This is a genomic window from Bacillus sp. MT94, assembly GCF_058792475.1.
The window spans coordinates 447,669-474,151 of record NZ_JBXAEZ010000002.1; the positions used below are offsets into that span (position 1 = coordinate 447,669).

Here is a 26,483-nt window from a genome sequence, read left to right on the forward strand (position 1 = left end):
AGATATTGACACTACGATTTTACAGTGCTAACATTCAACATGTAATTGAATATGGTCTCTGTTAGGTGAGGCTCCTGTATAGAGAAACGCTGCTGCCCAAAAATGTCGAGAGACGCCAATGGGTCAACAGGAAAGGTCGGAATGAAGGCCTTTTTTAACGTAGCTGGTTTCAGTACCTATGCTATACAGTGCTAAAACTCAACGAGGGAGAGGTGCATGTATTTTGTCATACACAAAAACTGTTTTTATTTATGTCTACTAGCAGTCTTTGTTGTGGACTCTTTTAACTGCGAATTCAGACCTTTACTCGTTTTGAGTAAAGGTCTTTTTACGTCTATATGCACCTTACTATGAAACAAACATAGCATATTCAGAAACTACTAAATTGTACGGAGGTGAGGAACAGTTGGCAATTGATGATTCGGCCCAGATACCCATACGTTTTACATTCATATTTCATCATGTAGGTAGGAAAGAAACTGTTCCTCACCATTTCAAATAGTTAGTTAGGTAACAGATTGTTTCCTCCTTCATGACAGAGGAGGAACTACCGATGTTTAATTTACAAAGACAAGAAACAAAGCATGCTTATGAGCAAGATAGCATGAAAACAAATAACGAATTATTAGTGGAGGTTGCAACACAAGATGTAATCTCTGCGTTAAAACTTCTAGAAACAACACAAGATGGATTATCTAAACAAGAAGTGGCTCGTAGACTTTCTTTATACGGTCCGAACGAAATAGCTCATAATAAAATGGCGCCGTGGTACATTCAATTTCTGCTGGCATTTAAAAATCCATTTATTTTCGTTTTATTAGCTCTTGGAGCACTTTCCTTTTTCACAGATGACATACAAGGAACAATTGTCGTATCTGCAATGGTACTACTTAGTGCAACGATTCGGTTTTCCCAAGAATTTCGTTCTCAAAAAGCTGCCGATAAGTTAAAGGCTATGGTTCGAACAACTGCGAGCGTATTTAGAATAAATGGATTTGTACATGAAACAAAAAATGTAACGAATTTAAATCGAAATTACACAACAGAAATTCCAATTGAAGAGCTTGTACCTGGCGATATTATTTCCCTTTCAGCTGGTGATATCGTTCCAGCTGATGTGCGTGTTGTATCCGCTAAAGATTTATTTGTTAATCAATCTTCTTTGACAGGGGAAGCACTTCCTATAGAAAAATACGAACACTGCTACCATACAGAAAATAAGCATATCTTACCGAAAAACATGAAAAAAAATTACAATCCACTCGATATGGAAAACCTTTGCTTCATGGGAACAAATATTGTAAGTGGTAGCGCAAAAGCTGTTGTCATCTCAACAAGTACCGATACGTATTTCGGCTCTTTAGCAAATAAGGTAATCGGAAAGCGTGTAGAAACAAGCTTTGATAAAGGTGTAAACAAAGTAAGCTGGCTCTTAATTACATTCATGCTTATTATGGCGCCTATCGTCCTTCTCATTAACGGATTCACAAAGGGAGATTGGCAAGAAGCTTTCTTCTTCGCTATTGCCGTTGCTGTTGGTCTTACACCTGAAATGTTACCAATGATTGTAACTGCTAATTTAGCTAAAGGTGCCGTTAACATGTCTAAACAAAAAGTAATTGTAAAACAGCTAAATTCTATTCAAAACTTAGGTGCTATGAACATTCTTTGTACAGATAAAACCGGAACTTTAACAGAAGATAAAGTTGTCCTTGTTCGTCACTTAGATTCTAGTGGAAATAAATGCAATCGTGTCTTGCAATTTGCCTATTTAAATAGTTTCTATCAAACTGGATTGAAAAACTTAATAGATAAAGCTGTTATTAAGCATACAGAGGAAAACAATACATTTGACCCATCAGCTTTTCAAAAGCTAGATGAAATTCCATTCGATTTCGCCCGCCGGCGTATGTCAGTCATCGTAAAAGATATTTCAGGTGAACATACAATGGTTTGTAAAGGTGCCGTAGAAGAAATTTTATCAATTTGCAACTACACTGAAGTGGATAAAAAAATCGTTACACTCACTGAGGAAATACGCTCAAATGTCAAAAAACTAAGCGAGACATTGAATAGTGAAGGTATGCGGGTTATTGCTGTGGCTTATAAAAAAGATAGAAACATAAATGATAAAGAGTACGCAGTAAAAGACGAAACTGATATGATTCTCGCTGGATATATCGGCTTTTTAGATCCACCGAAACCATCTGCAGCAGCTGCAATTCAAGCATTACAAAAGCATGGTGTACAAGTAAAAATTTTAACTGGCGATAACGAAATTGTTACACGAAAAGTTTGTAAAGAAGTTGGATTAGATATCGGCGAACCAATCCTCGGTTACGAGATTGATTCTTTACCAGATAAAGCATTAGCAAAACTTGCTGAAGAAACGACTGTATTTGCGAAGCTTAATCCAATGCAAAAATCTCGCATTATACACGCATTACAAGGAAACAGACACACTGTAGGTTACATGGGAGACGGCATTAACGATGCTGTAGCATTACGTGAAGCTGATGTCGGAATATCTGTTGATACTGCTACTGATATTGCGAAAGAAGCTTCTGATATTATTCTACTCGAAAAAAGTTTAACTATATTAGAAGCCGGGATTGTAGAAGGACGTACTACATTCGGAAATATTTTAAAATATATTAAGATGACAGCTAGCTCTAACTTCGGTAATGTGTTTAGCGTGTTAGTAGCAAGTGCTTTCATTCCTTTTTTACCGATGCTTGCCATTCATCTTTTAATTCAAAACTTACTTTATGATATTTCACAACTTTCTATTCCATGGGACAAAATGGATAAAGAGTTTCTAGAAAAACCCCGAAAATGGGATACTGCAAACTTACGAAACTTCATTATTTGTATCGGCCCAATTAGTTCCATATTTGATATTATCACATACGTAGTCATGTGGAATGTATTTGGCGCAAATACACCGAGCGAGCAATCATTATTCCAGTCCGGTTGGTTTGTGGTTGGATTGTTAACTCAAACTTTAATTGTTCACATGATACGAACACAGAAGATTCCATTTATTCAAAGCACTGCATCAACACCCGTCGTTTTATTAACCGCTCTTATTATGGCAATCGGGATTTATATTCCATTCTCACCACTTGGTGCAGCCGTTGGTTTACAAGCATTGCCACTTAGCTACTTCCCTTGGTTAGTAGGAATACTATTAGGCTACGCTTTTTTAACACAATTCCTGAAAAAGCTTTATATTAAAAAGTTTCATAGCTGGTTGTAAAAATAAGAATGAGTGGGTATTCCCCGCTCATTCTAAAAGACATAACACATATTTATATATGGAGGTGACCATGATGGTATGGTACGACATTATATTCAGATTAGTTATAGCAATTATTGTAGGAGCTTGCATCGGAATGGAAAGACAATGGAGACATCGAATGGCTGGGTTACGGACAAATGCTCTCGTATCACTTGGTGCCTGTATATTTGTTTTATTATCCGTCATGCTTGATCATGATGCTAGCCCCTCACGCATTGCTGCTCAAGTCGTTAGTGGCATTGGTTTTTTAGGGGGTGGCGTTATTATCCGCGATGGTTTTAGTATTAGAGGGCTAAATACGGCAGCTACTTTATGGTGTGCAGCTGCTGTCGGTACTCTTACAGGCGCCGGTTTCCTCGTTGCAGCTATATTAGGTGCAGCCGGCGTGTTACTAGCAAATATACTTCTTCGCCCAATTGCTCTTTTTATGAATAAAAAATCAAAAGAAGAATCACCTGAACAAACGAACTACTTACTTTCCCTTACTTGTTCAGAAGAAACTGAAGCACATATTCGTTTTTTACTTATGCATATGGTAAGTACAGAAGGGCTCAGTTTAAAAGAGTTGTATAGTGAAGATGTAGATTCTAATCAAAAAGTTTGTATACAGGCTATATTACATTGCAAGACAAATGCAGCTATCTTAATTGAAAAAATAGTAAGTAGAATGCTATTAGAATCTGGCGTTACTGGAGCTGGATGGAAGACTTCTTTAGATTTAGAAGCGAGTTAAATAGGAAAGGTGTCATGATTTTTACTACTTCATGACACCTTCTACATAAATTTATTTTCTAACTTTTGTTGAAACGACTTCTCTTGCTTACGTAGTAGTTGACTACCTCGTTGTAAAAGCAGTGTTCCATACTTATCATTAATTTGATCAATGACAGCAAGTAGCGGTTCTTTTTTTGCATCCTCTTCAAATGAAAACAAATCTAATTGTTTCACCGATTCTGTCTTCCACTCTATTTCAGTAGCTGTAACACCTAGTAAACGAACGGAATCACCATCCCAATGTTGCTTCCATAAACGGGATGCTGCTTGAAAAATATCGCGTTCTTCCCAAATCGCATTTTTCAATTGCTTACTCCGTGTTACTGTTCGTCTATCATGGTATTTAATCATAATTTGAATATTATAGCTGACAAGGGTTCGCTTTTGTAACCTTTTACTCACTGACTTTGATAAACGTTCTAACATATCAAGTAATTCTTTCTCTTCATCCATATCCTTTGAAAAAGTCATCGAGTTACCGACACTTTTATGCTGTCCCATTTGACTCGGATCCACTTCCCTATCATCCATACCTTTTGCACGCCTTTGCAAATCAACACCGTGCTTGCCAATTTTAGCGCGAATGATATGCTCGTCTCCCTTTGCCAACTGTTCAATTGTCTGTATATGAATATCATTTAATTTTTCAGCTGTTTTCTCACCAATTCCATGCATTGCTCCAACTGGACGTGGCCAAATCAGTTCTGGAATATCGCGTTTTCGAAGCACGGTAATACCAAGTGGTTTTTTCATATCTGAAGCGGTCTTTGCTAGGAAAAGATTTGGAGCGATTCCAATACTACACGGAAGCTGCAACTCTGTTAATAGTGCTTGTTGAATCATCTTTGCTATTTCAAGAGGAGAACCAAGTGCGTAGCAATCTGTAATATCTAAATATCCTTCATCTATTGAGACTGGTTGTATCTTTTCTGTAAAACGGGAAAGGACTTGAAACATTTGAAATGAAGCTTCGCGATATAATGTGAAATTAGGACGCCTTACAACTAATTGCGGGCATAACCTTTTCGCTTCCCAAAGGGGCATCGTCGTACGTATTCCGTATTCTCTCGCCTCATAACTACATGTTATGATAATTCCTTTTCTCTCTTTTTCATTTCCAGCAACCGCTAATGGCTTTCCTTGTAATGATGGATCATGAGCAATTTCAACAGATGCGAAAAAGCAATTCATATCTACATGTAAAATTACACGACCATTTTTCGGATACATTTCTCGCATAGTACTCACTCCCTAATCAGAACGTTCGTTCTTTTATTATATCAAATTTTGCACAATAGTTATAATAATTACTTGTTCTTTTTTATAATCCATATAAAGAGGATACACATGTGAAAGAGGCTGATTATGGTGAAATTAACTATATGTTCCTTGTAGTTATATTAATCATCATAATTATTTACTCCTTCCAATTTTCAACATGAATACGTTTGGATTTTTCTCTCGTCTAATATTATATACTGCTATGATTTTTCTTGTATTGGCTTATACGCCTTGTAAAAACAATCGAATCAAAATAAAAAGCGTGTAAATCACAATTGATTTACACGCTTTTTCTATTCTATTACTTCGCTACTTCTTCAATAATTGCAACAACTAATTCTGCTGTTTTTGCTAACTCTTCAACAGGAATCTTCTCGTTTGTTGTATGAATTTCTTCATAACCAACTGCCAAGTTAACTGTTGGGATACCGTGTCCTGCAATTACATTTGCATCACTTCCGCCACCACTTTGGTGAAGAGAAGGTGTACGACCAATTTTTTCAGCTGCACGTTTTGCAACTTCTACAACGTGATCGCCATCAGCAAATTTAAATCCTGGGTACATAACGTTTACTTCAACGTCTGCATGACCACCCATTTCTTTTGCAGTTGTTTCAAATGCTTCTTTCATTTTCGCAACTTGTGCTTCCATTTTCTCATTGATTAAAGAACGAGCTTCTGCAAAGATTTGTACATGATCGCAAACGATATTCGTTTGTGTACCACCTTCAAAACGTCCAATGTTTGCAGTCGTTTCAGAGTCAATGCGACCAAGTGGCATCTTCGCAATTGCTTTCGCTGCGATAGTAATTGCAGATACACCTTTCTCCGGTGCTACACCAGCGTGAGCTGTTTTCCCGCGAATAATTGCGTTCACTTTCGCTTGTGTTGGAGCTGCAACAACGATTTCACCAACTTTTCCATCGCTATCTAATGCGTAGCCATACTTCGCTGTAATACGCTCACGATCTAAAGCTTTTGCACCAACAAGACCTGATTCTTCTCCGACTGTAATAATAAATTCAATTTTACCGTGAGAGATATTTTTCTCTTTTAAAACACGGATTGCTTCGAACATTGATGCTAATCCAGCTTTATCATCCGCGCCCAAAATTGTTGTACCATCTGATACGATATATCCATCTTTAATAGAAGGCTTAATTCCATTACCAGGAACTACTGTATCCATATGAGAAGTAAAGTAGATTGTATCAACACCATCTTTTGTTGCTGGTAAAGTACAAATTAAGTTACCTGCACCATGACCAGTTACAGCCATTGTGTCATCTTCAAATACTTCTACACCTAAATCTGTAAATTTCTTCGTTAATACTTTGCAGATTTCTGCTTCAAATTTCGTTTCAGAATCTACTTGTACTAATTCCATAAATTCATTTACTAAACGTTCTTGATTAATCATAAGACTGCGCCTCCTGCACTACCATTATGTATGTAACACTATTAATTATAACAGAATTTCGCAAAAGTTTCGAAATACAAGACAAAAAACAGATGGTTTACATGTCTAGATAACCATCTGCTTTCTATTACTCATTTAACAATACCCAGCGCATATGATCCTCCCACACGCCATTTACCATTAACATCTTCCTAGACACGCCTTCATATTGAAAGCCTATCTTCGTCACTACTTGTATAGATGCTAAATTACGAGGCATAATCGGAGCTTCTATACGATGTAACTGAAATCCCTCAAAAGCAACTTGAATTGCTTTTCTAAGCGCTTCTGTCGTATACCCTTTGTTTAACTCTGCTTTATCTAATTTATAACCGAGTACACAAGATTGATAAATGCCACGAACGATTAAATTAAATGAAATACACCCAATTATTTTCGTATCATCACCCTTTTTAAAAATCCATAGTCTGATGATTTTCCCTTCTTCGAACTCTTTGCTATCCTTTTGCAACTTTTTCTTTTGATAATCTAGCGTAAAAAAATCATCCGGTCTATACTCTTCCCAAGCTTTTAAAAACTCACGATTTCTGTCGTAATATTGAAGAACTGTTTCAGCATACGACTCATCAATTTCCTTTAAATATAAACGATCTGTTTCGTATATTTTCATCATCGTATCTCCATTCTTCAGCTTGCCCAACTAAAAATTAACAATATACCCTTTTACTATATTCTCTACACACACTCAAATTTCCTGTTATATTTTGCAACCCCTTCCCGAATTTTGTCCTTACTCTCCCCTTGTCCATAATTTCATTTCTCGTTACAATGAAATTGTACTGATTTGCAAGGAGGTATAACGATGCATAAAAAAGCTCAAAAAATTATGGTTTATGTGATGCTAATTTCTATGCTTGTAACAACATTACTTGCTGGCGCGAGTATGTTTTGGTAAAAAGGGCGATGTGTTCGTCCTTTTTTTACTTTTTACACATGACAAAATAAACCATCTCGACATCGAGATGGTTTATTTTATATAAAACACAATCGCTACAATACTAAAGGAAAATGACATTACAAGTGCTATTACAAAACTTGTATATTGTTTCTGCTGAAATGCCCCAATAACAAAAGTGAGATTAAGTAATGCCATACATACAATCGCTACAAGATAAGAACATATATTAAAAGTTGCCAATATGAATGTAATAACAAATAGAAATCCCATAAAAAACTGCATATACGAAAGTTTTGGATTCAAGTACATATGAGCAACCCCTTTATCTAATTTTATCTTTCTATACTTTCATTAACGCATGGTTATGTACACATGTCAAGACAACTTATTACAATAGAAAAAGCCAACCTTTTCGTTGGCTTTTTCATATGCAACGGCTCCTTTTTCTTTTGCCAATTGCTGAAATGATTTTTTCGATTTCACAATCCATACTTTCGTTCCAATTGGAATACGATCAAACAAATATTCCACATCGTTTTTCTTCATTCTTATACATCCTTGTGAAATATACTTTCCAATTGAACTCGGTTGGTTTGTTCCATGTATTCCATATTTACTTCCATTAGTTCCTCTTGCATTAAATCCAATCCACCTTGATCCAAGTGGATTTTTTGGCGATCCACCTGGAATATCCTTCGCAATGTAATACGGATCCTTCGCTTTCATTACAACATCAAAAGTTCCTTCTGGAGTTAATTCATTCGTTTTCCCTGTCGCTACTGGAAAAACCTTTTGAATCTTTCCATCGTCAATGTAAGCTAATTTATTCGTTGCTTTATTTACAATAATAAAAGGATCTCCGGCACGTGGATTATCCCCAAGAGGCCAAATCGGCGATAAAGAAAGACATAATATGATAGAGAGAAGATACGGCATAGATAATTCCTACCTTCTATATAAGTTCTTTTATATTATCCTTTCCCTTAAAGCGACTTTTAATGAGTAAATATTGTTCCATTTCATACACAAGTTGAACAAGTTTCGCACGTATCTCAAATTCTTCGCGTGTAGCTGGCAATGGCATGTCTCTAAATAATTCCCTCATTTCTTGAAGCTGCCTTAAGGAAATAACGCCTGTACTCTCAGGGCTAATAGCATTACCAATGTTTTCAACAACATCTGCAATCATGTCAGCTTGTTCATACGTCCACGATAAAGAAGCTGCTAATGGTATCATTCGCTCTAAAATTTCAAATTGTTGCATACGCATATTAAAATAACGATAGTAATAATCATCTTCTCGCATAAATGCATTCTCAAGTTTTTTAAACGATAAATCTCTTGCTTCATTTAACATATTCTCGGTTTCAATGAGTTCTGCTCCACTCCAACTACTTTCTCGATTTCGTAAATACACAACCATTTCAAACAAAATCGTTTTAAAATTACTCTCTATTTTATCCTGATACTCTTTTAGCTTATTTTCACTACTCGGCATATACATATTTACTAATAACGCCACGCTAATTCCTATTGTTAATATAGCAATTTCATTTCCAACTATAAGCCATGTAATTTGCTTCAATGAATATAGATGCATAACAATAACTGAACTCGTGACAATACCTTCTTGAATTTTAAGCATTACTGCAGTCGGAATAAATGTAAGTAACAATATGCTAATTGCAAGTGGTGTATAGCCGATCGTTTCAAAAATACAAAACGCGAATACCATTGATAATACACACGCTAGAAAACGATGTAACGACACTTGAAGCGATTTGCGCTTCGTATTTTGTACACATAAAATAACTAAAATACCTGCTGAACTATAAAATTCTAATCCTAATAACTGAGCAATAAAAACTGCCGCGCCTGTCCCTATTGCTGTTTTTACTGTACGGTATCCAATTTTGAACATATCATTGCTCCTATATGTATAAACGTATTTACAGCTAGTATAAAAAAAGGATGACACAATGTCATCCTTTTCTACTTATTATTCACATAACCTTTTCATATTACAATATTTTTTGTAAAAATTGTTGCGCACGTTCACTTTTCGGCGCTGCAAAAAATTCTTCTGGCGCACTATCTTCTACAAGCTTTCCTCCGTCCAAGAAAAGAACACGATCTGCCACTTCTTTTGCAAAGCCCATTTCATGTGTAACAATAGCCATCGTCATTCCTGTCGTAACTAACGATTTCATAACTTCTAACACTTCTTTCACCATCTCTGGATCTAGCGCCGATGTCGGTTCATCAAATAACATAACTTCCGGTTCCATCGCTAACGCTCTTGCAATTGCTACACGTTGCTTTTGTCCTCCCGACAAACGATTCGGATACGTATTTTTTTTATCTACTAATCCAACCTTTTCTAAAAGTTTCTCAGCTTTCTTTTCAGCTTCTTGCTTCGTTACCCCTTTTACATTGATAGGGGCATACGTAATATTTTCTAATACAGTCATATGAGGAAATAAGTGAAAATGCTGAAATACCATACCGACATTTTCACGAACATGCATAACATTCGTTTTCGGATTCGTTACTTCTTCCGTTCCAATCCAAATGTGACCATCCGTTGGTGCTTCTAACATATTCATACAACGTAAAAATGTTGATTTTCCTGATCCAGAAGGTCCTATAATTGCAACTACTTCCCCTTTTTCAATCGTTGTTGTAATTCCTTTTAATACTTCGTTTTTACCAAATGATTTATGAAGGTTTTCAATTTTAATCACTTTTCTTCATTCTCCCTTCAATTGCCTTCCCGACTAATGTAAGAATAATGACTAACATATAATAAATCAGTCCAACAAAAAGTAATGGTTCAAGATATTTAAATGTCTCACCGCCTACAATGTAAGCACGACGCATTAAATCAGTCGCGCCTATTACTGTTACTACAGCTGATTCTTTCGTAAGTGTCGCAAATTCGTTCACAAGCGCTGGTAATATATTTTTTAATGCTTGAGGGAAAATAATATTTCTCATCATTTTTCCGTATGGTATCCCTAAAGCCATTGCTGCTTCTGTTTGTCCTTTATCAACTGCTTGAATACCAGCACGAATTACTTCTGACATGTATGCACCTGAATTCAAGCTAAATGCAAGTACAGCTGCTAAGAATGCTGGTATTTCATAACCAATTATTTGCGGGACACCGAAATAAATAATCATTAATTGCAATACAAGTGGTGTACCACGAAAAATTGATGTATAAAAATCTGCTGCTATATTTAATGCTCGTATTCTAGCAATTTTACAAAGTGCTAATAACGTTCCTAAAATAAATCCTGCTAAAGCTGATACCGCTACAATTTTCAAAGTAACTTCTAAACCTTTTAGTATATATGGTATCGAAGGCGTAATCGCCGAAAAATCTAAGTTCATTCTTTTCATTCCCCTCACAGAAAAGTGAAAGGCAGCTTATTTTCCGCTGCCAAACCATTTCTTCACTAATTTATCCATTTCTCCATTTTCTTGCATTTTTTTAATTACTTTATTAAATTCAGCTGTTTTATCACTGTTTTTCGGAAGGGCAATTGCTGCTCCAACTTCTTCTGGCGCTTCTTTAATTTCAATTCCTTGTAAATCTTTCATTTTCTCTAAATAATTTTTAGCAACTGTGTCTTCTATAATTGCAGCGTCAAAACGACCAGCTTTAATTTCTTGTACGATTTCTGGTATACGGTCACGTCCCTCAACTTGGAAATCTACTTGTTTTTTAAATTCTGCCGCTTTCTCTTCTTGAATAGATCCTGTTTGTACCCCTACTTTTTTCCCTTTTAAATCCTCTACAGATTTAATGTTAGAATCCTTTTTAGAAACAACCATATTTTTCGCAACAAAATAAATATCTGTAAAATCAACATTATTTTTACGCTCTGCAGTTGGCGTCATGCCTGCCATTACGAAATCAACTTTTCCTGAACTAAGAGATGCTAATAAACCACCAAAATCCATATCTTTCACTTTCACTTCATACCCAAGTTCTTTTCCGATATATTTAGCAACATCAACATCAAAACCAATAATTTCATCACTTTTTGAAGCTTCCACGTATTCATATGGTTTATAATCTGCTGAAGTCCCCATTACGAGTACTTTCTTATTTCCTTTTGTTTCTTTCGATTCCCCATTACTACAAGCGCTGAATATACTTACAATTAAAATAAGTGCAAACGATATTGATACTAACTTCTTCATCTTTCTTCCCCCTAATAATGTATATTTAAAAGTTTAATAGAATATTTATTCGATGTTTGTATTGTATCAGCACTTTTATTTTTATGCAATATATAAAATAAAAATAAATAATAAAACAATATAAATGCTATTTGTTATGTATAAAACAATGCATAAAATAACATAACTATGCATATCTCTGAAATTTTAATAATAAATAAAAAAGGCGGCACATCCACTTGATTGTGGACGTGCCGCCTTTTCTCTTATTTTTTATAGTTCTTCACAATTCTCTTCAAAATATGATTGTAGTTTCGCAATAACTTGCATCGGTTCATGACCTTCAATTTCATGACGCTCTACCATCGTTACAATTTTTCCATCTTTTAATAAAGCAAATGATGGAGAAGAAGGTGGGTACCCTTCGAAATATTCACGCGCTCTTGCTGTCGCTTCTTTATCTTGACCTGCAAACACCGTTACAAGGTGGTTAGGACGTTTATCATAATGTACGGAATGCGCAGCAGCAGGACGAGCAATACCACCTGCACAACCACATACAGAGTTTACCATTACAAGTGTTGTTCCATTTCTTTTAAACGCTTCTTCTACCGCTTCTGGTGTCGTCAATTCTGTATATCCAGCAGAGACAATCTCTTCACGCGCTTGGCGGACAACATCATTCATAAAAAAGTTAAAATTAATCACTCTTTTCCCTCCTCTAAAACTACCTATTTGTATCTTACCAGTTAATGTTTATGAAATACAAGTAAGTTTACTTGTATTTCAGTATAGAAAAGGTGTTAGAGCAATTGCTCTAACACCTTTTCTTTAATGACCACGATGTTTTTGCTTTGCTTTTTGTACTTTAATTAAACGTCTTCTTTCTTTTTCAGCTTCTCGCTTCTCCTTAGACTGCACTTTCTTTTCTTGTTTATGCAATTCATAAGATAAACTAATCGCCTCTTGCGCCTTAGTAAAACGTTTAACATTTGTTTCTTTTGCTGCTTGTCGTATGATACGCTTTATGTTTTTAGGACGCTGTTTTTCTTTAACTTCTACACCACATTTTGCAAAATGCTGAAAATGCTCTAAAAGTGAACTATTCACAAACATAAGCACTTCTTCATCTGACGGTTCCGCTCCAAAAATATACCTCGCTCCATACAATTTCCCTTGTTCTTTACATGTAATGATTCCAACAAAAAATTGGCCATCGTGATATACTGTCAACTCCATTGACAGCCCCTCCTTTAAAAAATTAGAAATACGGGACATCCCGGAGGGGAAGGTTACTGACATGAAATCATGCGTCTGGACTACCAACCAGAGCTGTGTTTTTGTATTTATTTCACTTTTATTATATCTTTTTTTCCATAATCTTCATATATTCAACAATCATTTTTTTATGCGATCCTACAATATAGTCAGGTAGTTCTGTTACTGAAAAGAATTTAAGCTGAACAGCTTCTTCTTTATTCATAACAAAATCCCCTTCGTATTCATCCGTATAATAGGCGGTTGTTACAGATTGAAATTCATCACCATTTGCTAATTTTGTAAAGTAGTTCGCTCCAGAAAATACATTGATTAGTCGCAAGTTCTTCACTTTTATTCCTGTCTCTTCATATACTTCACGATAAGCTGTTTCTTCTGGTGATTCACTAAGCTCCATTAGCCCGCCAGGTAGCCCCCATTTTCCGTACGGCTCTGTCCGCTGCTGCAATAAAACATAACCATTTTCATCTATAACGAGTACAACAGCACCAACTAAAATTAAAGGGCGATGACCAACTATTTTTCGTAATTCTTCTACATATCCCACCGTATCGCCTCCTTTTTCGTTGTCCACACTATTGTATCATATGTACGAAACGACAAAATGCGTATATTTTTCATTTTTTTAACAAAATATTTATTTTATGTGATTCATCTACTGTAGCTAACATAATGGATTCGACTTCTGTACTCTCCTCTAGAAATTCTCTCGCCCACGCTTCTGTTTTTCCTAATAATGCAAGAACATCTTTCTGAATCCTCCCATCCTTTACTAATACAAAAGAAACTGGAGATTTTCTTCCCGCCACTTTAAGATCAAGCCGCGAAACTGCTTCATATTCTGGATACCGAAATATAGAAACGACACCGTTCGCTTCCCATAATGCTAATTTAATCGTTTGAATATCGCTCACATTTCGCATACGAAGTTCCGAAAACAAATATTCCACGGTAATTCTCGCCTTTTTCAAATTGCTAAAATCAATGGAACCATTATGTATAAGAATGATAGGTGCTGGCTCTAAAAAGCGTCTCCATCTATCCCATTTCAGCATTAAAACTGAGCTTATAATATGAAGTACAACGAGTATGAACGTTGTAATCATCGAGCCCAGTAACCCTACTTTTTCATCAGACAATGCGTTAGAAACATTCCCACCAAGCAATAACACTAATACAACATCTAAAAAACGAAGTTGTGCGATAGACCTTTGCCCCATTGCTTTCGCAACTAATATTAAAAATATGTATGCTATAATAGCCCGAATAACCCATTCACTATTAGAAAGATGCCGTGCTCCTTCAAAAATATGCATATGCATATGCATCACTTTGCACTCCTTACCCGTCTCAAACTGCTATCCTGTTTTAGTTTGCAACGTTTATGAGCATATATGTAAAAAAAGCTGGTTCGTTTAAAAACGAACCAGCTTTTTTTACTTAACTGAAAACATATATTTTTTATAAGTTTTCCGTACCGATAGTATGAGCCCCATCATAATCATATTCGAGAATAAGGAACTTCCCCCATACGATAAGAAAGGTAATGCAATACCTTTTACAGGCATTAACCCAACGATCATACCGATGTTTTGGAATATTTGAACTGTTAATATACCGATAGATCCAGCGCATAATAATGTACCAAATAAATTATCAGCGGAATAACCAATAATAATTGTTCGATATAGTAGCAACAGGAACAAGAAGACAACTAACGCTGCTACGATAAATCCACCTTCTTCGGCAATTGTAGCGAAAATAAAGTCAGTATGCTTCTCTGGGATATAGACGCTTCCTCCCCCAAACCCTTTACCTTCCATTCCTCCACTACCTACAGCTAAAATCGATTGTTGCGTTTGATAACCTTGATCTGCATTTTCAAATGGATTTAACCAACCTACAATACGCGACTGTTGGTGAGGTTTTAGTAAAGTAACTAAATTATTATAGAAAAAATCTTGATACTTAAAGAAAATAAATATTAAAGCAGATAATATGGTCAACGGAATAACTGTACATAATGCTATCAATTTCTTTTGAATACCTGACATAAATAAAATACATGCAATAGCAGCAGCATATAAGAACACCATACCTGTATCCGGTTGACTATATACAACCGCCATAGGTGGAAGTGACACTAGCATAATTTTACCTACTAGCTTTAAATCTGTTTGGAATGTCCTTGCCATATACTGTGCATTATGTTTTACTGCTATACTCGCTACTACAAGTAGCAATGCAATTTTGAAAAACTCAGACGGCTGAATTTGTCCAAATACCGGGAAAACAAACCATCTTTTTGCACCTAACTTTTCAGGTGTAAAACCTGATGGTGGTAATACTTTCAAAAGAATAAGTGAAGCAAACCCGGCAATATAAAGCGGCCAAGATAATTTTTGTAACTGATCTAAATCAATGCTTGCAACAAGAAGTAACAATACAACCCCAATTATGTAGTTAACACCTTGTTTCATAGCAAAGTTTGCAGCTCCATACTGTCCCGTTTGCTGACTGCTATATATAGCAGCTATACTCGTCACACATAGTGCACACAAAATTAAAATTAATTTTACATCTAAACTTTTTAGAAACTCGGTACTTCTTTTCATGACATCCTCCTGAAACATTGTTACGGCAAAAATAAAAAACCAGGAGTCAACATTCTTCATGTTTTGACGACTGATTACACATTATCTATAAAACACTTATATAGAATAACTCTCTTTTTCATACAATACAATATATTATACTACAGTTTCATCAGTAAGATTTGCCAAAAAAATTATTCTTTTCTTATTTTATATCCATATACCATATATCAGCAATGTATTTTCGTAAATTCCTAATACATAATCATTTATTGTAAGATTACTGGGAAAGGTATTTATACATATAGTAGGATGTAGATGAAGAAATAAGATAATAAAAAGCTCGCATAAGCGAGCTTTTTATTAATATACAGATGTATTATTTTCTGACATGTTTTCTAAAATTTCTTTAACACGCCCTAAGAACTTACCACAAATTAAACCATCAAGTACGCGGTGATCAAGTGATAAACATAAGTTAACCATGTCACGAGCACCGAACATACCGTTATCCATAATTACTGGGCGTTTTACAATTGATTCAACTTGTAAAATAGCCGCTTGTGGGTAATTAATAATACCCATAGATTGAACAGAACCGAATGATCCTGTGTTATTAATTGTAAATGTTCCACCTTGCATTTCGTCTGCTTTTAACGATTTCGTGCGTACTTTTCCTGCAAGTTCTGTAATTTCACGAGCGATACCTTTAATTGTTTTCTCGTCCGCTTGCTTAATTACTGGTACAAATAGTTCTTCCTCTGTTGCAACAGCGATAGAAAGGTTAATATCTTTCTTCTGAACAATTTTATCGCCAGCCCACATTGAATTAATTTGAGGATACTCTTTTAACGCTTGTGCCACTGCTTTTACGAAGAAAGCAAAGAACGTTAAGTTAAAGCCTTCACGCTTCTTAAAGTCACCTTTAATTGAGTTACGGTATGACACAAGGTTTGTCACATCTACTTCAATCATCATCCAAGCATGTGGTGCTTCGTGTTTACTACGTAACATGTTTGCTGCGATTGCTTTACGCACACCTGTGACTGGAATTTCGATATCTCCAGGCATTGTAGGTACAGAAACTGGTTTCGCAGCTTCTCCTTTTTGCGCTACTGGTGCTGCTTTTGGTGCTTCTGGGCGAGCTTCTACTACCGCCGCTACAGCTTCATCTTTCTTCGCCGCACCTGCTTGCGGAATATTTCCAGATTCCACTAGCTTTAAAATATCTTTACGAGTGATACGGCCGTTTGCTCCCGTACCCTCTACTAGATCTAAATCAACGTTATGCTCACCCGCAAGTTTTAACACAGCTGGTGAAAAACGTGGTTTTCCATCAGTTGGTTGTTTTACTTTCGGTGCTTTTTCAGGCGTAATTGCTGCTGCCTTTGGTTCTTCTTTCGTTTTTTCCTCAACAGCTGTTGCTGCTACTTCGTCTGCGCCTTCTACTTGAATCACACAAACTACTTCACCTACAGCTAACGTATCACCTTCACCAGCGATTAACTCTTTCACAATACCAGTGAAAGAAGATGGTACTTCAGCATTTACTTTATCAGTCATTACTTCTGCAAGCGGATCATACTTGTTTACGTGATCGCCAACATTAACGAGCCATTTACTAATTGTGCCCTCTGTAACGCTCTCCCCGAGCTGAGGCATTGTAATATTTTCTACAGCCATGTATAGTCCCCCCGATTAAAATTCCGCAAGTTCACGCATTGCTTTTTCAACTTTATCTGGATTTACCATAAAGAATTTTTCCATTGTTGGTGCATATGGCATTGCTGGAACGTCTGGACCTGCAAGACGTGCGATTGGCGCATCTAAATCAAATAGACAGTTTTCAGCAATAATTGCTGCCACTTCACTCATAATGCTTCCTTCTTTATTGTCTTCTGTTACAAGAAGAACTTTACCTGTTTTAGAAGCTGCTTCAATGATTGCTTCTTTATCTAATGGATATACAGTACGTAAATCAAGAATGTGTGCAGAGATGCCATCTTGTGCTAACTTTTCAGCTGCTTGAAGAGCAAAATGAACACATAATCCGTACGTGATAACTGTAATATCATCACCTTCACGTTTTACATCTGCTTTTCCGATTGGTAATACGTAGTCATCCTCCGGCACTTCACCTTTAATTAAACGATATGCACGTTTATGTTCGAAGAATAATACTGGATCTTCATCACGAATGGCTGCTTTTAATAAGCCTTTTGCATCATATGGTGTAGAAGGGATAACGATTTTTAAACCTGGTTGGTTTGCAAACATCGCTTCTACAGATTGTGAATGATACAATGCACCGTGAACACCCCCACCAAATGGTGCACGGATTGTAACTGGACAAGTCCAATCATTATTAGAACGATAACGAATTTTTGCTGCCTCAGAAACAATTTGGTTTACTGCTGGCATGATGAAATCAGCAAACTGCATTTCAGCGATTGGACGCATACCATACATTGCTGCACCAATTGCTACCCCAGCAATTGCAGATTCTGCAAGCGGTGCATCAAGCGCACGATCTTCACCAAATTGATCATACAAACCGTGTGTCGCTTTAAACACGCCACCTTTTTTACCAACATCTTCTCCTAAAACGAATACTTTCTCATCGCGTTCCATTTCTTCGCGCATTGCTAATGTAATAGCATCAATATAAGACATTACAGCCATGAAACGTTCCCCCCTATTCTGCGTATACGTGCTTCAATGCATCTTCAGGTGCTGCATACGGAGCATTTTCTGCATATTCTGTTGCTTCATTTACGATATGCATAATTTCGTCTAACATTTGTTTTTCCGATTCCTCAGTTAACACACCAGCTTCTTTTAAATAAGCCGCGAATGTTATAATTGAATCTTTTTTCTTTGCTTCTTCTACTTCTTCTTTATCACGATAAACACGATCATCATCGTCACTAGAATGTGCTGTTAAACGATATGATACTGTTTCAATTAAAGTTGGGCCTTCACCACGACGACCGCGATCTGCTGCTTCTTTTACAGCTTTATATACTGCAAGCGGATCGTTTCCGTCTATTGTATATCCAGGCATACCATAACCAATTGCACGATCTGATACGTTTTTACATGCTAATTGTTTTTCAACCGGAATAGAGATTGCATATTTGTTATTTTCACACATAAAAATAACAGGTAGTTTGTGTACACCAGCAAAGTTTGCCCCTTCATGAAAGTCACCTTGGTTTGAAGAACCTTCTCCAAATGTAACGAACGTTACTAAATCTTTCTTCTCCATTTTTCCAGCTAGTGCAATACCAACTGCATGTGGTACTTGCGTTGTTACTGGAGATGAACCTGTAACAATACGATTTTTCTTTTGACCGAAGTGACCAGGCATTTGACGACCACCAGAGTTTGGATCTCCAGCTTTCGCGAAAGCAGACAACATAAGCTCTTTAGCTGTCATACCAAATGCTAGTACAACACCCATATCACGATAGTATGGTAATGCATAATCTTTCTCTCTATCAAGAGCGAACGCCGCTCCAACTTGTGCAGCCTCTTGTCCTTGACAAGAAATTACGAATGGAATTTTACCAGCGCGGTTTAATAACCACATACGTTCGTCGATTTTACGTGCAAGTAACATCGTACGGAACATTTCTAATACTTGCTCATCACTTAAGCCAAGCTCTTCATGGCGCTTTTCTTTTACTTCTGCCATTTTTCATAACCTCCTAAATCCACATTTTTATGCGTGTAACGCTCTTCCATCTACAGCAAGTGCTGCTTCACCAATCGCCTCAGATAATGATGGATGCGGATGAATTGTATGTGCTACTTCCCAAGGTGTTGCATCAAGTACTCTTGCAAGACCAGCTTCAGAAATCATATCTGTTACATGCGGTCCAATCATATGAACACCAAGAATGTCATTTGTCTCTTCATCAACTACAAGTTTTACGAAACCATCTGATTCTCCGTATACAAGTGCTTTTCCGATTGCGCGGAATGAGAACTTACCTACTTTTAACTTATAGCCTTTTTCTTTCGCTTCTTGTTCTGTTAAACCGACAGAAGCAACTTCTGGACTGCTATATACGCATTTTGATACCATAGAGTAATCAATTGGTGTAACTTCTTTCCCTGCAATATGTTCTACTGCAGCAATTCCTTCATGAGAAGCAACGTGAGCAAGTTGCAGGCCACCGATTACATCTCCAATTGCATAAATATGCGATTCTTTCGTTTGATAAAACTCATTTGTTTGAATGTATCCTTTTTCCACAACGATATCTGTGTTCTCTAAGCCAATATTTTGCGTATTCGCTTGTCTTCCTACAGATACAAGCATTTTTTCTGCTTTAAATTCTTTATTTTCACCGTTGTGTTCAGCTTGGATTGTTACTCCATTATCTTTTACCAATGTTTCTGGTAATACTTTTGCACCAGTTACCACTTTAATACCTTTTTTCTTGAATAGACGTTGCATTTCTTTTGAAACGTCTTGATCTTCTAGTGGTAATATCGTTTTTGCATACTCTAATACTGTAACTTCTACACCGAAGTCAGCAAGCATAGATGCCCACTCAATACCGATTACACCGCCACCAACGATAATAATCGAACTAGGAAGCGTTTCCATTTTTAGGGCATGATCCGAAGACATTACGTATTCTCCATCTAATTCTAAACCTGGTAATGAATTTGGACGAGAACCTGTTGCAACAAGTACATTTTTTGGAATTAACATTTCATTCTCTTCTCCACTTGCAAGTTCAACTGAAATTGTCCCTGGCATAGGAGAGAAAATAGACGGGCCAAGAATACGACCAATACCTTCAAACACATCAATTTTACCTTGTTTCATTAAATGTTGAACGCCTTTATGAAGCTGCGTTACAATCTTCTCTTTACGCTCTTGTACTTTTGCAAAGTTTAGTTCTACATTGCTTGCAATAACTCCGAACTCTTCGCTTTTTTTAGCAGTTGCATATACTTCCGCACTACGTAAAAGAGCTTTACTAGGAATACATCCTTTGTGTAAACAAGTACCACCAAGATTTTCTTTTTCGACTAGTGCTGTTTTTAACCCTAATTGTGATGCACGAATTGCAGCAACATATCCACCAGTACCGCCGCCAACGATGACTAAATCATATTCTTTTGCCATTATCTCAACCCCTAGCTACCGTTTCTTTTTCACGTACAACGTATTCTTTTGGAGCTTCTTCTTCACGTAATACACGAAGTGCTCCTTCTGCTAACGCTTCTAACTCATCTTCGCCTGGATGTACGATAACATCTGCAATCCAGTCCACTCGCTCTTTTATTTCATCGACAAGAATTTTACTGTATGCCAGTCCACCAGTTAATACGATTGCATCGATTTTCCCGTGAAGTACAGCGCTAGCTCCGCCAATCTCTTTTGCAACTTGATATGCCATTGCTTTATAAATAAGAGTTGCTTCAGGATCACCTTTTTCAACCATTTGCTCTACTTTAATCGCATCATTTGTACCGATTAAACTTACAAGTCCACCTTGTCCGACAAGTTTTTTAATCATTTCATCACGGTAATACTCACCAGAGAAACACATTTCTACTAGTTGCCCTACTGGTACTGTACCAGCGCGCTCTGGACTAAATGGTCCTTCTCCGTTTAAACCGTTATTCACATCGATTACTCTTCCTTTTTTATGAGCACCAACTGTAATACCGCCACCCATATGTGTAACTAATAAATTTAAATCCTCGTATTTGTGATTTAACTGTTCAGCTACTTTACGAGCAACTGCTTTTTGATTTAATGCATGGAAGATACTTTTGCGTTCCATACCAGCAATGCCACTTATACGAGCAACCGGCTCCATCTCATCTACAACGACAGGATCTACAATGAATGCAGGAATGTTTAATCCAGAAGCAATTTCATATGCTAAAATGCCTCCAAGGTTTGAAGCGTGATGACCGCTAAAGCCATTTTTCAAATCTTCTAACATCGCATCGTTTACTGTATACGTACCGCCTTCGATTGGACGAAGTAATCCACCACGCCCACAAACAGCGTTTAATTTTGAAATGTTAATACCATGAGAATGTAGAACTTCTAAAATCGTTTCTTTTCGAAACTCATATTGATCGATAATTCTCTTATATTTTCCAATCTGTTCTACGTCATGACGAATCGTTTCTTCTAGAACGGGTCTTTCATTATCAAAAACACCAATTTTTGTGGATGTACTACCTGGGTTAATAACAAGAATTCGATTTACAGACAATGTTGCTACCTCCACTAATAAATTCAAAAGGAAGTGGAAACCTCATAAGAGGTAACCACACCTTTTGTAAAAGTTATATATGAATGATTAGCGACGGCTAATAATATCGTGACCGTTGCGTAAGTAAGTGCTACGAGAATTCTTCAAGCTTGCAATGCGCTCTTCAGCTAGACGATCTGCCGCTACATAAGTTGCTATGCCATCGCGTTTTGAAATTTCGATTACTTTTGCAATCGTGTCATAAATAGACTCAACACGTTTTAGTGCACGTTCTCTATTGTATCCATATAATTCGTCTGCTACGTTAATTACGCCACCTGCATTAATTACATAATCTGGTGCGTATACAATACCCATTTCATGAATGATGTCACCGTGACGATCTTCTTTTAATTGGTTATTTGCAGAACCTGCGATTACTTTTGCTTTAAGTTGTGGAATAGTTTCATCATTAACTGTTGCGCCTAATGCACATGGTGCGTAAATATCGCATTCCACACCGTAAATTTCATTTGGTTCAACTGCTGATGCACCGAATTCTTCTACAGCACGTTGTACAGCTTCTTTATTAATATCTGTAACGATTAATTTTGCTCCTTCAGCGTGTAAATGTTTGCATAGATGATATGCTACGTTACCAACGCCTTGAACAGCAATTACTTTTCCTTCTAAATTGTCAGTACCGAAAGCTTCTTTTGCAGCTGCTTTCATACCACGATAAACACCGTATGCAGTTACTGGAGATGGGTTACCAGAAGAACCGAATGATGGTGAGATACCTGTTACAAAGTCAGTTTCTTCGTGGATAATATCCATATCATCTACTGTTGTACCAACATCTTCAGCTGTAATGTATCGTCCGTTTAGTCCTTGGATATAACGTCCTAGTGCACGGAACATTGCTTCGCTCTTATCTTTACGAGGATCACCAATAATTACTGTTTTCGCACCACCTAAGTTTAAACCAGCTGCTGCGTTTTTGTATGTCATCCCTTTTGCAAGACGCAATGCATCTTCAATCGCCGCTTCTTCAGAATCATATGTCCACATTCTTGTTCCACCAAGAGCCGGTCCAAGTGTTGTATCATGAATTGCAATAATTGCTTTTAAACCAGATTCTTTATCTTGACAAAATACCACTTGCTCATAATCATATTTTTCTAAGTATTCGAAGATTTCTAATGTCATTGTCGTTTCCCCCTAATGTTTTACCCTTTTTGGTTTATTTTGAAGCAGTCGCAACTGCCAATGCTAATGAATATACTTTTGTTTCTGCTGAATCAGCACGAGATGTTAAAACAATCGGTGCTTTTGCGCCAGCAATCATTGCTCCTACTTTTGCATCCGCAAAGTATACGAGTGATTTATATAGCACATTTCCAGCTTCAATCGTTGGGACGAGTAAAATATCTGCCTTACCTGCTACATCACTTACTATGCCTTTATGCTCTGCTGCAATTTGTGATACTGCATTATCTAAAGCAAGTGGTCCATCAACGATACAATCTTTAATTTGTCCGCGGCGATTCATTTGTGTTAACATCGCTGCATCAATTGTCGCCTGCATCGCTGGATTCACAACTTCTACTGCTGCAATTGGTGCCACTTTTGGCAAGTCGATTCCTATTGCCCGGGCAACTTCTACAGTATTTTGTATAATAGCAGCTTTTTGTGTTACATCAGGTGCGATGTTCATCGCTGCATCTGTAACGAAAATAAGACGATCATAATTTGGAACTTCAAATGCTGCTACATGTGAAAGTACGCTACCTTTACGTAGGCCCCACTCTTTGTTTAACACAGCCTTCAAAATATTCGCTGTTGGGATGTTACCCTTCATAAGCACGTCTGCCTCACCATTTCTCACAGATTTAACAGAAAGTTCTGCAGCCTCTGCATTAGACATTGCTGCAATCACTTCAACATGTTCTGAAGTTTGTAAACCATGTTCTTGTAGCATCCCCATTATTTTTTCTTGATTTCCATATAGACGAAATTGAGCTAGCTGTAATTTAATTGCTTTCGCTACAGCTTCAATTACTTCATGATCTTCAGCTACTGCTACAGCTACAGTTTTTTTAGGCTGTCCCGCTGCTTGATCAATTAAGTATTCTAACTTCATATTTTGTAATCAACCCTTTCCGTCGTCCCTCGTCTATTTATAAAGCAAATACCGTGCCAACTTTTAAAAGTGGTCTTACCAATAATGAAAACGCATTCAAAATGCAGTAAAATCAATACTTTGGAAAATAACAAAAGATTCTGTCTTATTTTGTCGCTTTTTGTATACCATGCAATAAATTGCACGGTACGCAATTTATTGCATGCTATTTTTTGCATGGTCATACTTTTCTAGCTTATAATATAAATTTCGAACGGAAATTCCTAACGCTTTTGCAGTTTGTGTTTTATTCCCATCAAATCTCTCCAAATATTCATGAATAATATTCCCTTCAAACTCTGTTACTAAATGTTCAAGTGGCTTTTCTTCTAATTCAGGTAATAAATGAGATTGCTTTGACTCCACCTGCTCTTCATTATGTAATGGTGGTAAATGTTGTACATCAATATAGATCTCGTTATAATTCATAAAAATAATCGCTCGTCCTAAAATATTTTCAAGTTCTCTCACATTTCCTGGCCATTCGTATGATTGTAAATATAAAATAGCTGAATCAGTGAGCCCTTCTACATTACGACCATAATCTTGATTAATTTTTTGAATCAACCTGTCCGCAATTTTCGGTATATCTCCTTTACGTTGACGAAGAGATGGAATTTGAATTGGAATTTTATTTAATCGATAATATAAATCCTCCCTAAACTTCCCTTCTAGAATAGCCTTTTCTAAATTCACATGTGTCGCTGCAATTACTCGAACATTAATGGGTATCGCTTTCGTCCCACCAACTTTTACAATTTCTTTTTCCTGCAATACACGAAGGAGTTTCGCTTGTGTATTTGCAGATAACTCCCCTATTTCATCTAAAAAAATACTACCGTTATTCGCTTCCTCAAAGAACCCACGTTTCCCGCCTCTTTTCGCTCCAGAAAACGCCCCTTCCTCATAACCAAATAATTCACTTTCTAACAACGTCTCCGAAATAGCCGCACAGTTTACACGGACGAATTTATTGTATTTTCGATTACTTCCATTATGGATTGCATGTGCAAACAATTCTTTACCAGTCCCAGATTCACCGCGTAACAGTACCGTTGCTGGTGTATTCGCTCCTAGCTTCGCCTGTTCGATAGCTGCCGTTGTTTCATCTGAATTTCCGACAATATCATCAAATGAATATTTTGCTTCTAATGTGCGAATAATTTGCCTTGCTCTATTCAATTCATTTGTTAACTTTTGAATTTCCGACACGTCACGGATAACGCCAACGCTTCCTTTCAATATTCCATCCACAATAACTGGCGCTACGTTTACAATTACATCGCGCTTTTTTTGCCCAATCTTCATATGTATTCCGCGCACCGCACGACGCGTTCGAAGTACTTTCATATGCATACTTTCGCCTTCTACAATATCAGTTGTAGCAGGCTTCCCAATAATATCTTCTTCTGTTAGACCCGTTAATTTCGTATATGCCGGGTTAATGACTAAACCTCTTCCTTTTTCATCCACAACCGAAATCGCTTCTTCAGATGAGTTGATAATTGCCTCTAATAGTGTTTGAATTTCTTTTAAGTCTGTAACTTCTTCCGCTAAATCTACAACTTCTGTTATATCTTTAAAAATTGCAAATGCCCCTTGTACCTCTCCGCCTTCTTTTAATATCGGTATACGCGTTGTAATAATTTTCTTTCCATTCTCTAATGTTAGTTCATAATTTACTTCTATTTGTTTCGTACGTATAATGCGAAGTAATTTACTAGTGGGAATGACTTCTAAAATATATTTTCCTATCGCCTCTTCTTTTTTATATCCGATAATACGCTCCGCACTTTTATTAAAAAGACGAACTTGTCCCTCTCGATCAATTACGATCATGCCGTCATGCGTAGAATTTAAAATTAATTCTCCTTGTTGCGTTTGTTCCTCTAACCGCCCAATTAACCCTTCCTTCTCATGCGCTAATCCTGTAACAATTTTTGCAATATCACCTGGTATAAGAAGAGTGTCTTTTTTCTTTTTTTTCAATAAAACTTTATGTACATCATCTTCACCTGTCATATCAAATATTACATCGATATGCATAGAAAGAAATGGAGTTACACTTTCTCCAATTGCAATTCCATATTCCTTAGCAATTTGTAATCCTTTTGCCAACGGATTTATATCAATAATCCCTATAATTTGAAATATATTCGAACTATGTAACAGATTCAGCAGTGCGCTCCCGCCTTCACCTGCACCAACAATTAATACTTTTTGTTTCATATATTACACTTCCTCTCGAAGTAACTCTGCAAATTTTTTCAC

General features: G+C 36.7%; 25 protein-coding genes and 1 riboswitch. Of the genes, 3 read left to right on the forward strand and 22 right to left on the reverse strand.

Annotated elements, in window-relative coordinates; genetic code table 11:
* The first annotated feature begins 50 nt into the window (after positions 1-50).
* Positions 51-218: riboswitch (M-box (ykoK) riboswitch) on the forward strand.
* 335 nt (positions 219-553) lie between these two features.
* Positions 554-3,259 carry a magnesium-translocating P-type ATPase gene (gene mgtA / locus AC1Q51_RS07980; RefSeq protein ID WP_000482681.1) on the forward strand — a complete coding sequence of 902 codons (2,706 nt, stop codon included), beginning with the start codon at positions 554-556 and terminating at the stop codon, positions 3,257-3,259.
* A gap of 73 nt (positions 3,260-3,332) precedes the next feature.
* Positions 3,333-4,034, forward strand: a complete 702-nt coding sequence (locus AC1Q51_RS07985; RefSeq protein WP_000262339.1) for an MgtC/SapB family protein — start codon at positions 3,333-3,335, stop codon at positions 4,032-4,034.
* Between the two features lie 41 nt (positions 4,035-4,075).
* Here AC1Q51_RS07985 and AC1Q51_RS07990 read toward each other — a convergent pair whose 3' ends face one another.
* From AC1Q51_RS07990 to AC1Q51_RS08000, 3 genes are all read right to left on the reverse strand, one after another.
* A complete protein-coding gene (locus tag AC1Q51_RS07990; RefSeq protein WP_025118230.1) occupies positions 4,076-5,314 on the reverse strand; it encodes a DNA polymerase IV in 1,239 nt (412 codons plus the stop codon).
* Positions 5,315-5,657: 343 nt separating this feature from the next.
* Positions 5,658-6,776 carry a tripeptidase T gene (locus AC1Q51_RS07995; RefSeq protein WP_000609816.1) on the reverse strand — a complete coding sequence of 373 codons (1,119 nt, stop codon included), beginning with the start codon at positions 6,774-6,776 and terminating at the stop codon, positions 5,658-5,660.
* Between the two features lie 127 nt (positions 6,777-6,903).
* Positions 6,904-7,449, reverse strand: a complete 546-nt coding sequence (locus AC1Q51_RS08000; protein ID WP_100910393.1) for a GNAT family N-acetyltransferase — start codon at positions 7,447-7,449, stop codon at positions 6,904-6,906.
* 189 nt (positions 7,450-7,638) lie between these two features.
* Here AC1Q51_RS08000 and prli42 point away from each other — a divergent pair, with 189 nt between their 5' ends.
* Positions 7,639-7,731 carry a stressosome-associated protein Prli42 gene (gene prli42 / locus AC1Q51_RS08005; protein ID WP_000549037.1) on the forward strand — a complete coding sequence of 31 codons (93 nt, stop codon included), beginning with the start codon at positions 7,639-7,641 and terminating at the stop codon, positions 7,729-7,731.
* Positions 7,732-7,803: 72 nt separating this feature from the next.
* Here the strand turns inward: prli42 and AC1Q51_RS08010 are convergent, their stop codons facing one another.
* From AC1Q51_RS08010 to AC1Q51_RS08100, 19 genes are all read right to left on the reverse strand, one after another.
* Entirely contained in the window at positions 7,804-8,043 is a 240-nt protein-coding gene (locus tag AC1Q51_RS08010) for a DUF3894 domain-containing protein (protein WP_000281167.1), read from the reverse strand.
* A gap of 66 nt (positions 8,044-8,109) precedes the next feature.
* Positions 8,110-8,670: a L,D-transpeptidase gene (locus AC1Q51_RS08015; RefSeq protein ID WP_492331461.1), complete on the reverse strand. Its 561-nt coding sequence runs from the start codon at positions 8,668-8,670 to the stop codon at positions 8,110-8,112.
* A gap of 16 nt (positions 8,671-8,686) precedes the next feature.
* Positions 8,687-9,655: an aromatic acid exporter family protein gene (locus tag AC1Q51_RS08020; RefSeq protein ID WP_000472671.1), complete on the reverse strand. Its 969-nt coding sequence runs from the start codon at positions 9,653-9,655 to the stop codon at positions 8,687-8,689.
* Positions 9,656-9,755: 100 nt separating this feature from the next.
* Entirely contained in the window at positions 9,756-10,478 is a 723-nt protein-coding gene (locus tag AC1Q51_RS08025) for an amino acid ABC transporter ATP-binding protein (protein ID WP_000590203.1), read from the reverse strand.
* Positions 10,471-11,130 carry an amino acid ABC transporter permease gene (locus AC1Q51_RS08030; RefSeq protein ID WP_001046915.1) on the reverse strand — a complete coding sequence of 220 codons (660 nt, stop codon included), beginning with the start codon at positions 11,128-11,130 and terminating at the stop codon, positions 10,471-10,473. The genes AC1Q51_RS08025 and AC1Q51_RS08030 overlap by 8 nt, the downstream gene beginning before the upstream one ends.
* A gap of 36 nt (positions 11,131-11,166) precedes the next feature.
* Complete coding sequence (locus AC1Q51_RS08035; protein WP_000737678.1) at positions 11,167-11,946, reverse strand: transporter substrate-binding domain-containing protein; 780 nt, start codon at positions 11,944-11,946, stop codon at positions 11,167-11,169.
* Between the two features lie 252 nt (positions 11,947-12,198).
* Entirely contained in the window at positions 12,199-12,612 is a 414-nt protein-coding gene (locus tag AC1Q51_RS08040) for a BrxA/BrxB family bacilliredoxin (RefSeq protein WP_001979317.1), read from the reverse strand.
* Positions 12,613-12,756: 144 nt separating this feature from the next.
* On the reverse strand, positions 12,757-13,164 hold the full coding sequence (locus AC1Q51_RS08045; protein ID WP_000424203.1) for a YjdF family protein: 408 nt from the start codon (positions 13,162-13,164) through the stop codon (positions 12,757-12,759).
* Positions 13,165-13,285: 121 nt separating this feature from the next.
* Positions 13,286-13,750: an NUDIX hydrolase gene (locus tag AC1Q51_RS08050; protein ID WP_065229330.1), complete on the reverse strand. Its 465-nt coding sequence runs from the start codon at positions 13,748-13,750 to the stop codon at positions 13,286-13,288.
* A 70-nt stretch (positions 13,751-13,820) separates the two neighbouring features.
* A complete protein-coding gene (locus AC1Q51_RS08055) occupies positions 13,821-14,525 on the reverse strand; it encodes a DUF421 domain-containing protein (protein ID WP_340944872.1) in 705 nt (234 codons plus the stop codon).
* A gap of 114 nt (positions 14,526-14,639) precedes the next feature.
* Positions 14,640-15,818 (reverse strand): FtsW/RodA/SpoVE family cell cycle protein, encoded by a 1,179-nt coding sequence (locus AC1Q51_RS08060; protein ID WP_000831181.1) that lies wholly within the window; start codon positions 15,816-15,818, stop codon positions 14,640-14,642.
* Positions 15,819-16,160: 342 nt separating this feature from the next.
* Positions 16,161-17,480, reverse strand: coding sequence for a dihydrolipoamide acetyltransferase family protein (locus AC1Q51_RS08065; protein WP_078400969.1), 1,320 nt, complete (start codon positions 17,478-17,480; stop codon positions 16,161-16,163).
* 15 nt (positions 17,481-17,495) lie between these two features.
* Positions 17,496-18,479 carry a 3-methyl-2-oxobutanoate dehydrogenase subunit beta gene (gene bfmBAB, locus AC1Q51_RS08070; protein WP_000290071.1) on the reverse strand — a complete coding sequence of 328 codons (984 nt, stop codon included), beginning with the start codon at positions 18,477-18,479 and terminating at the stop codon, positions 17,496-17,498.
* Between the two features lie 13 nt (positions 18,480-18,492).
* Entirely contained in the window at positions 18,493-19,494 is a 1,002-nt protein-coding gene (gene bfmBAA / locus AC1Q51_RS08075) for a 3-methyl-2-oxobutanoate dehydrogenase subunit alpha (protein ID WP_000852551.1), read from the reverse strand.
* A 27-nt stretch (positions 19,495-19,521) separates the two neighbouring features.
* Complete coding sequence (gene lpdA, locus AC1Q51_RS08080) at positions 19,522-20,943, reverse strand: dihydrolipoyl dehydrogenase (protein WP_001051295.1); 1,422 nt, start codon at positions 20,941-20,943, stop codon at positions 19,522-19,524.
* Positions 20,944-20,947: 4 nt separating this feature from the next.
* On the reverse strand, positions 20,948-22,051 hold the full coding sequence (buk, locus tag AC1Q51_RS08085) for a butyrate kinase (RefSeq protein ID WP_000115781.1): 1,104 nt from the start codon (positions 22,049-22,051) through the stop codon (positions 20,948-20,950).
* 87 nt (positions 22,052-22,138) lie between these two features.
* Complete coding sequence (locus AC1Q51_RS08090; RefSeq protein WP_000171355.1) at positions 22,139-23,239, reverse strand: leucine dehydrogenase; 1,101 nt, start codon at positions 23,237-23,239, stop codon at positions 22,139-22,141.
* Between the two features lie 34 nt (positions 23,240-23,273).
* Positions 23,274-24,173, reverse strand: coding sequence for a phosphate butyryltransferase (gene yqiS / locus AC1Q51_RS08095; RefSeq protein ID WP_053563676.1), 900 nt, complete (start codon positions 24,171-24,173; stop codon positions 23,274-23,276).
* A gap of 195 nt (positions 24,174-24,368) precedes the next feature.
* Positions 24,369-26,441 (reverse strand): sigma-54 interaction domain-containing protein, encoded by a 2,073-nt coding sequence (locus AC1Q51_RS08100; protein ID WP_090977095.1) that lies wholly within the window; start codon positions 26,439-26,441, stop codon positions 24,369-24,371.
* Positions 26,442-26,483: the final 42 nt, after the last annotated feature.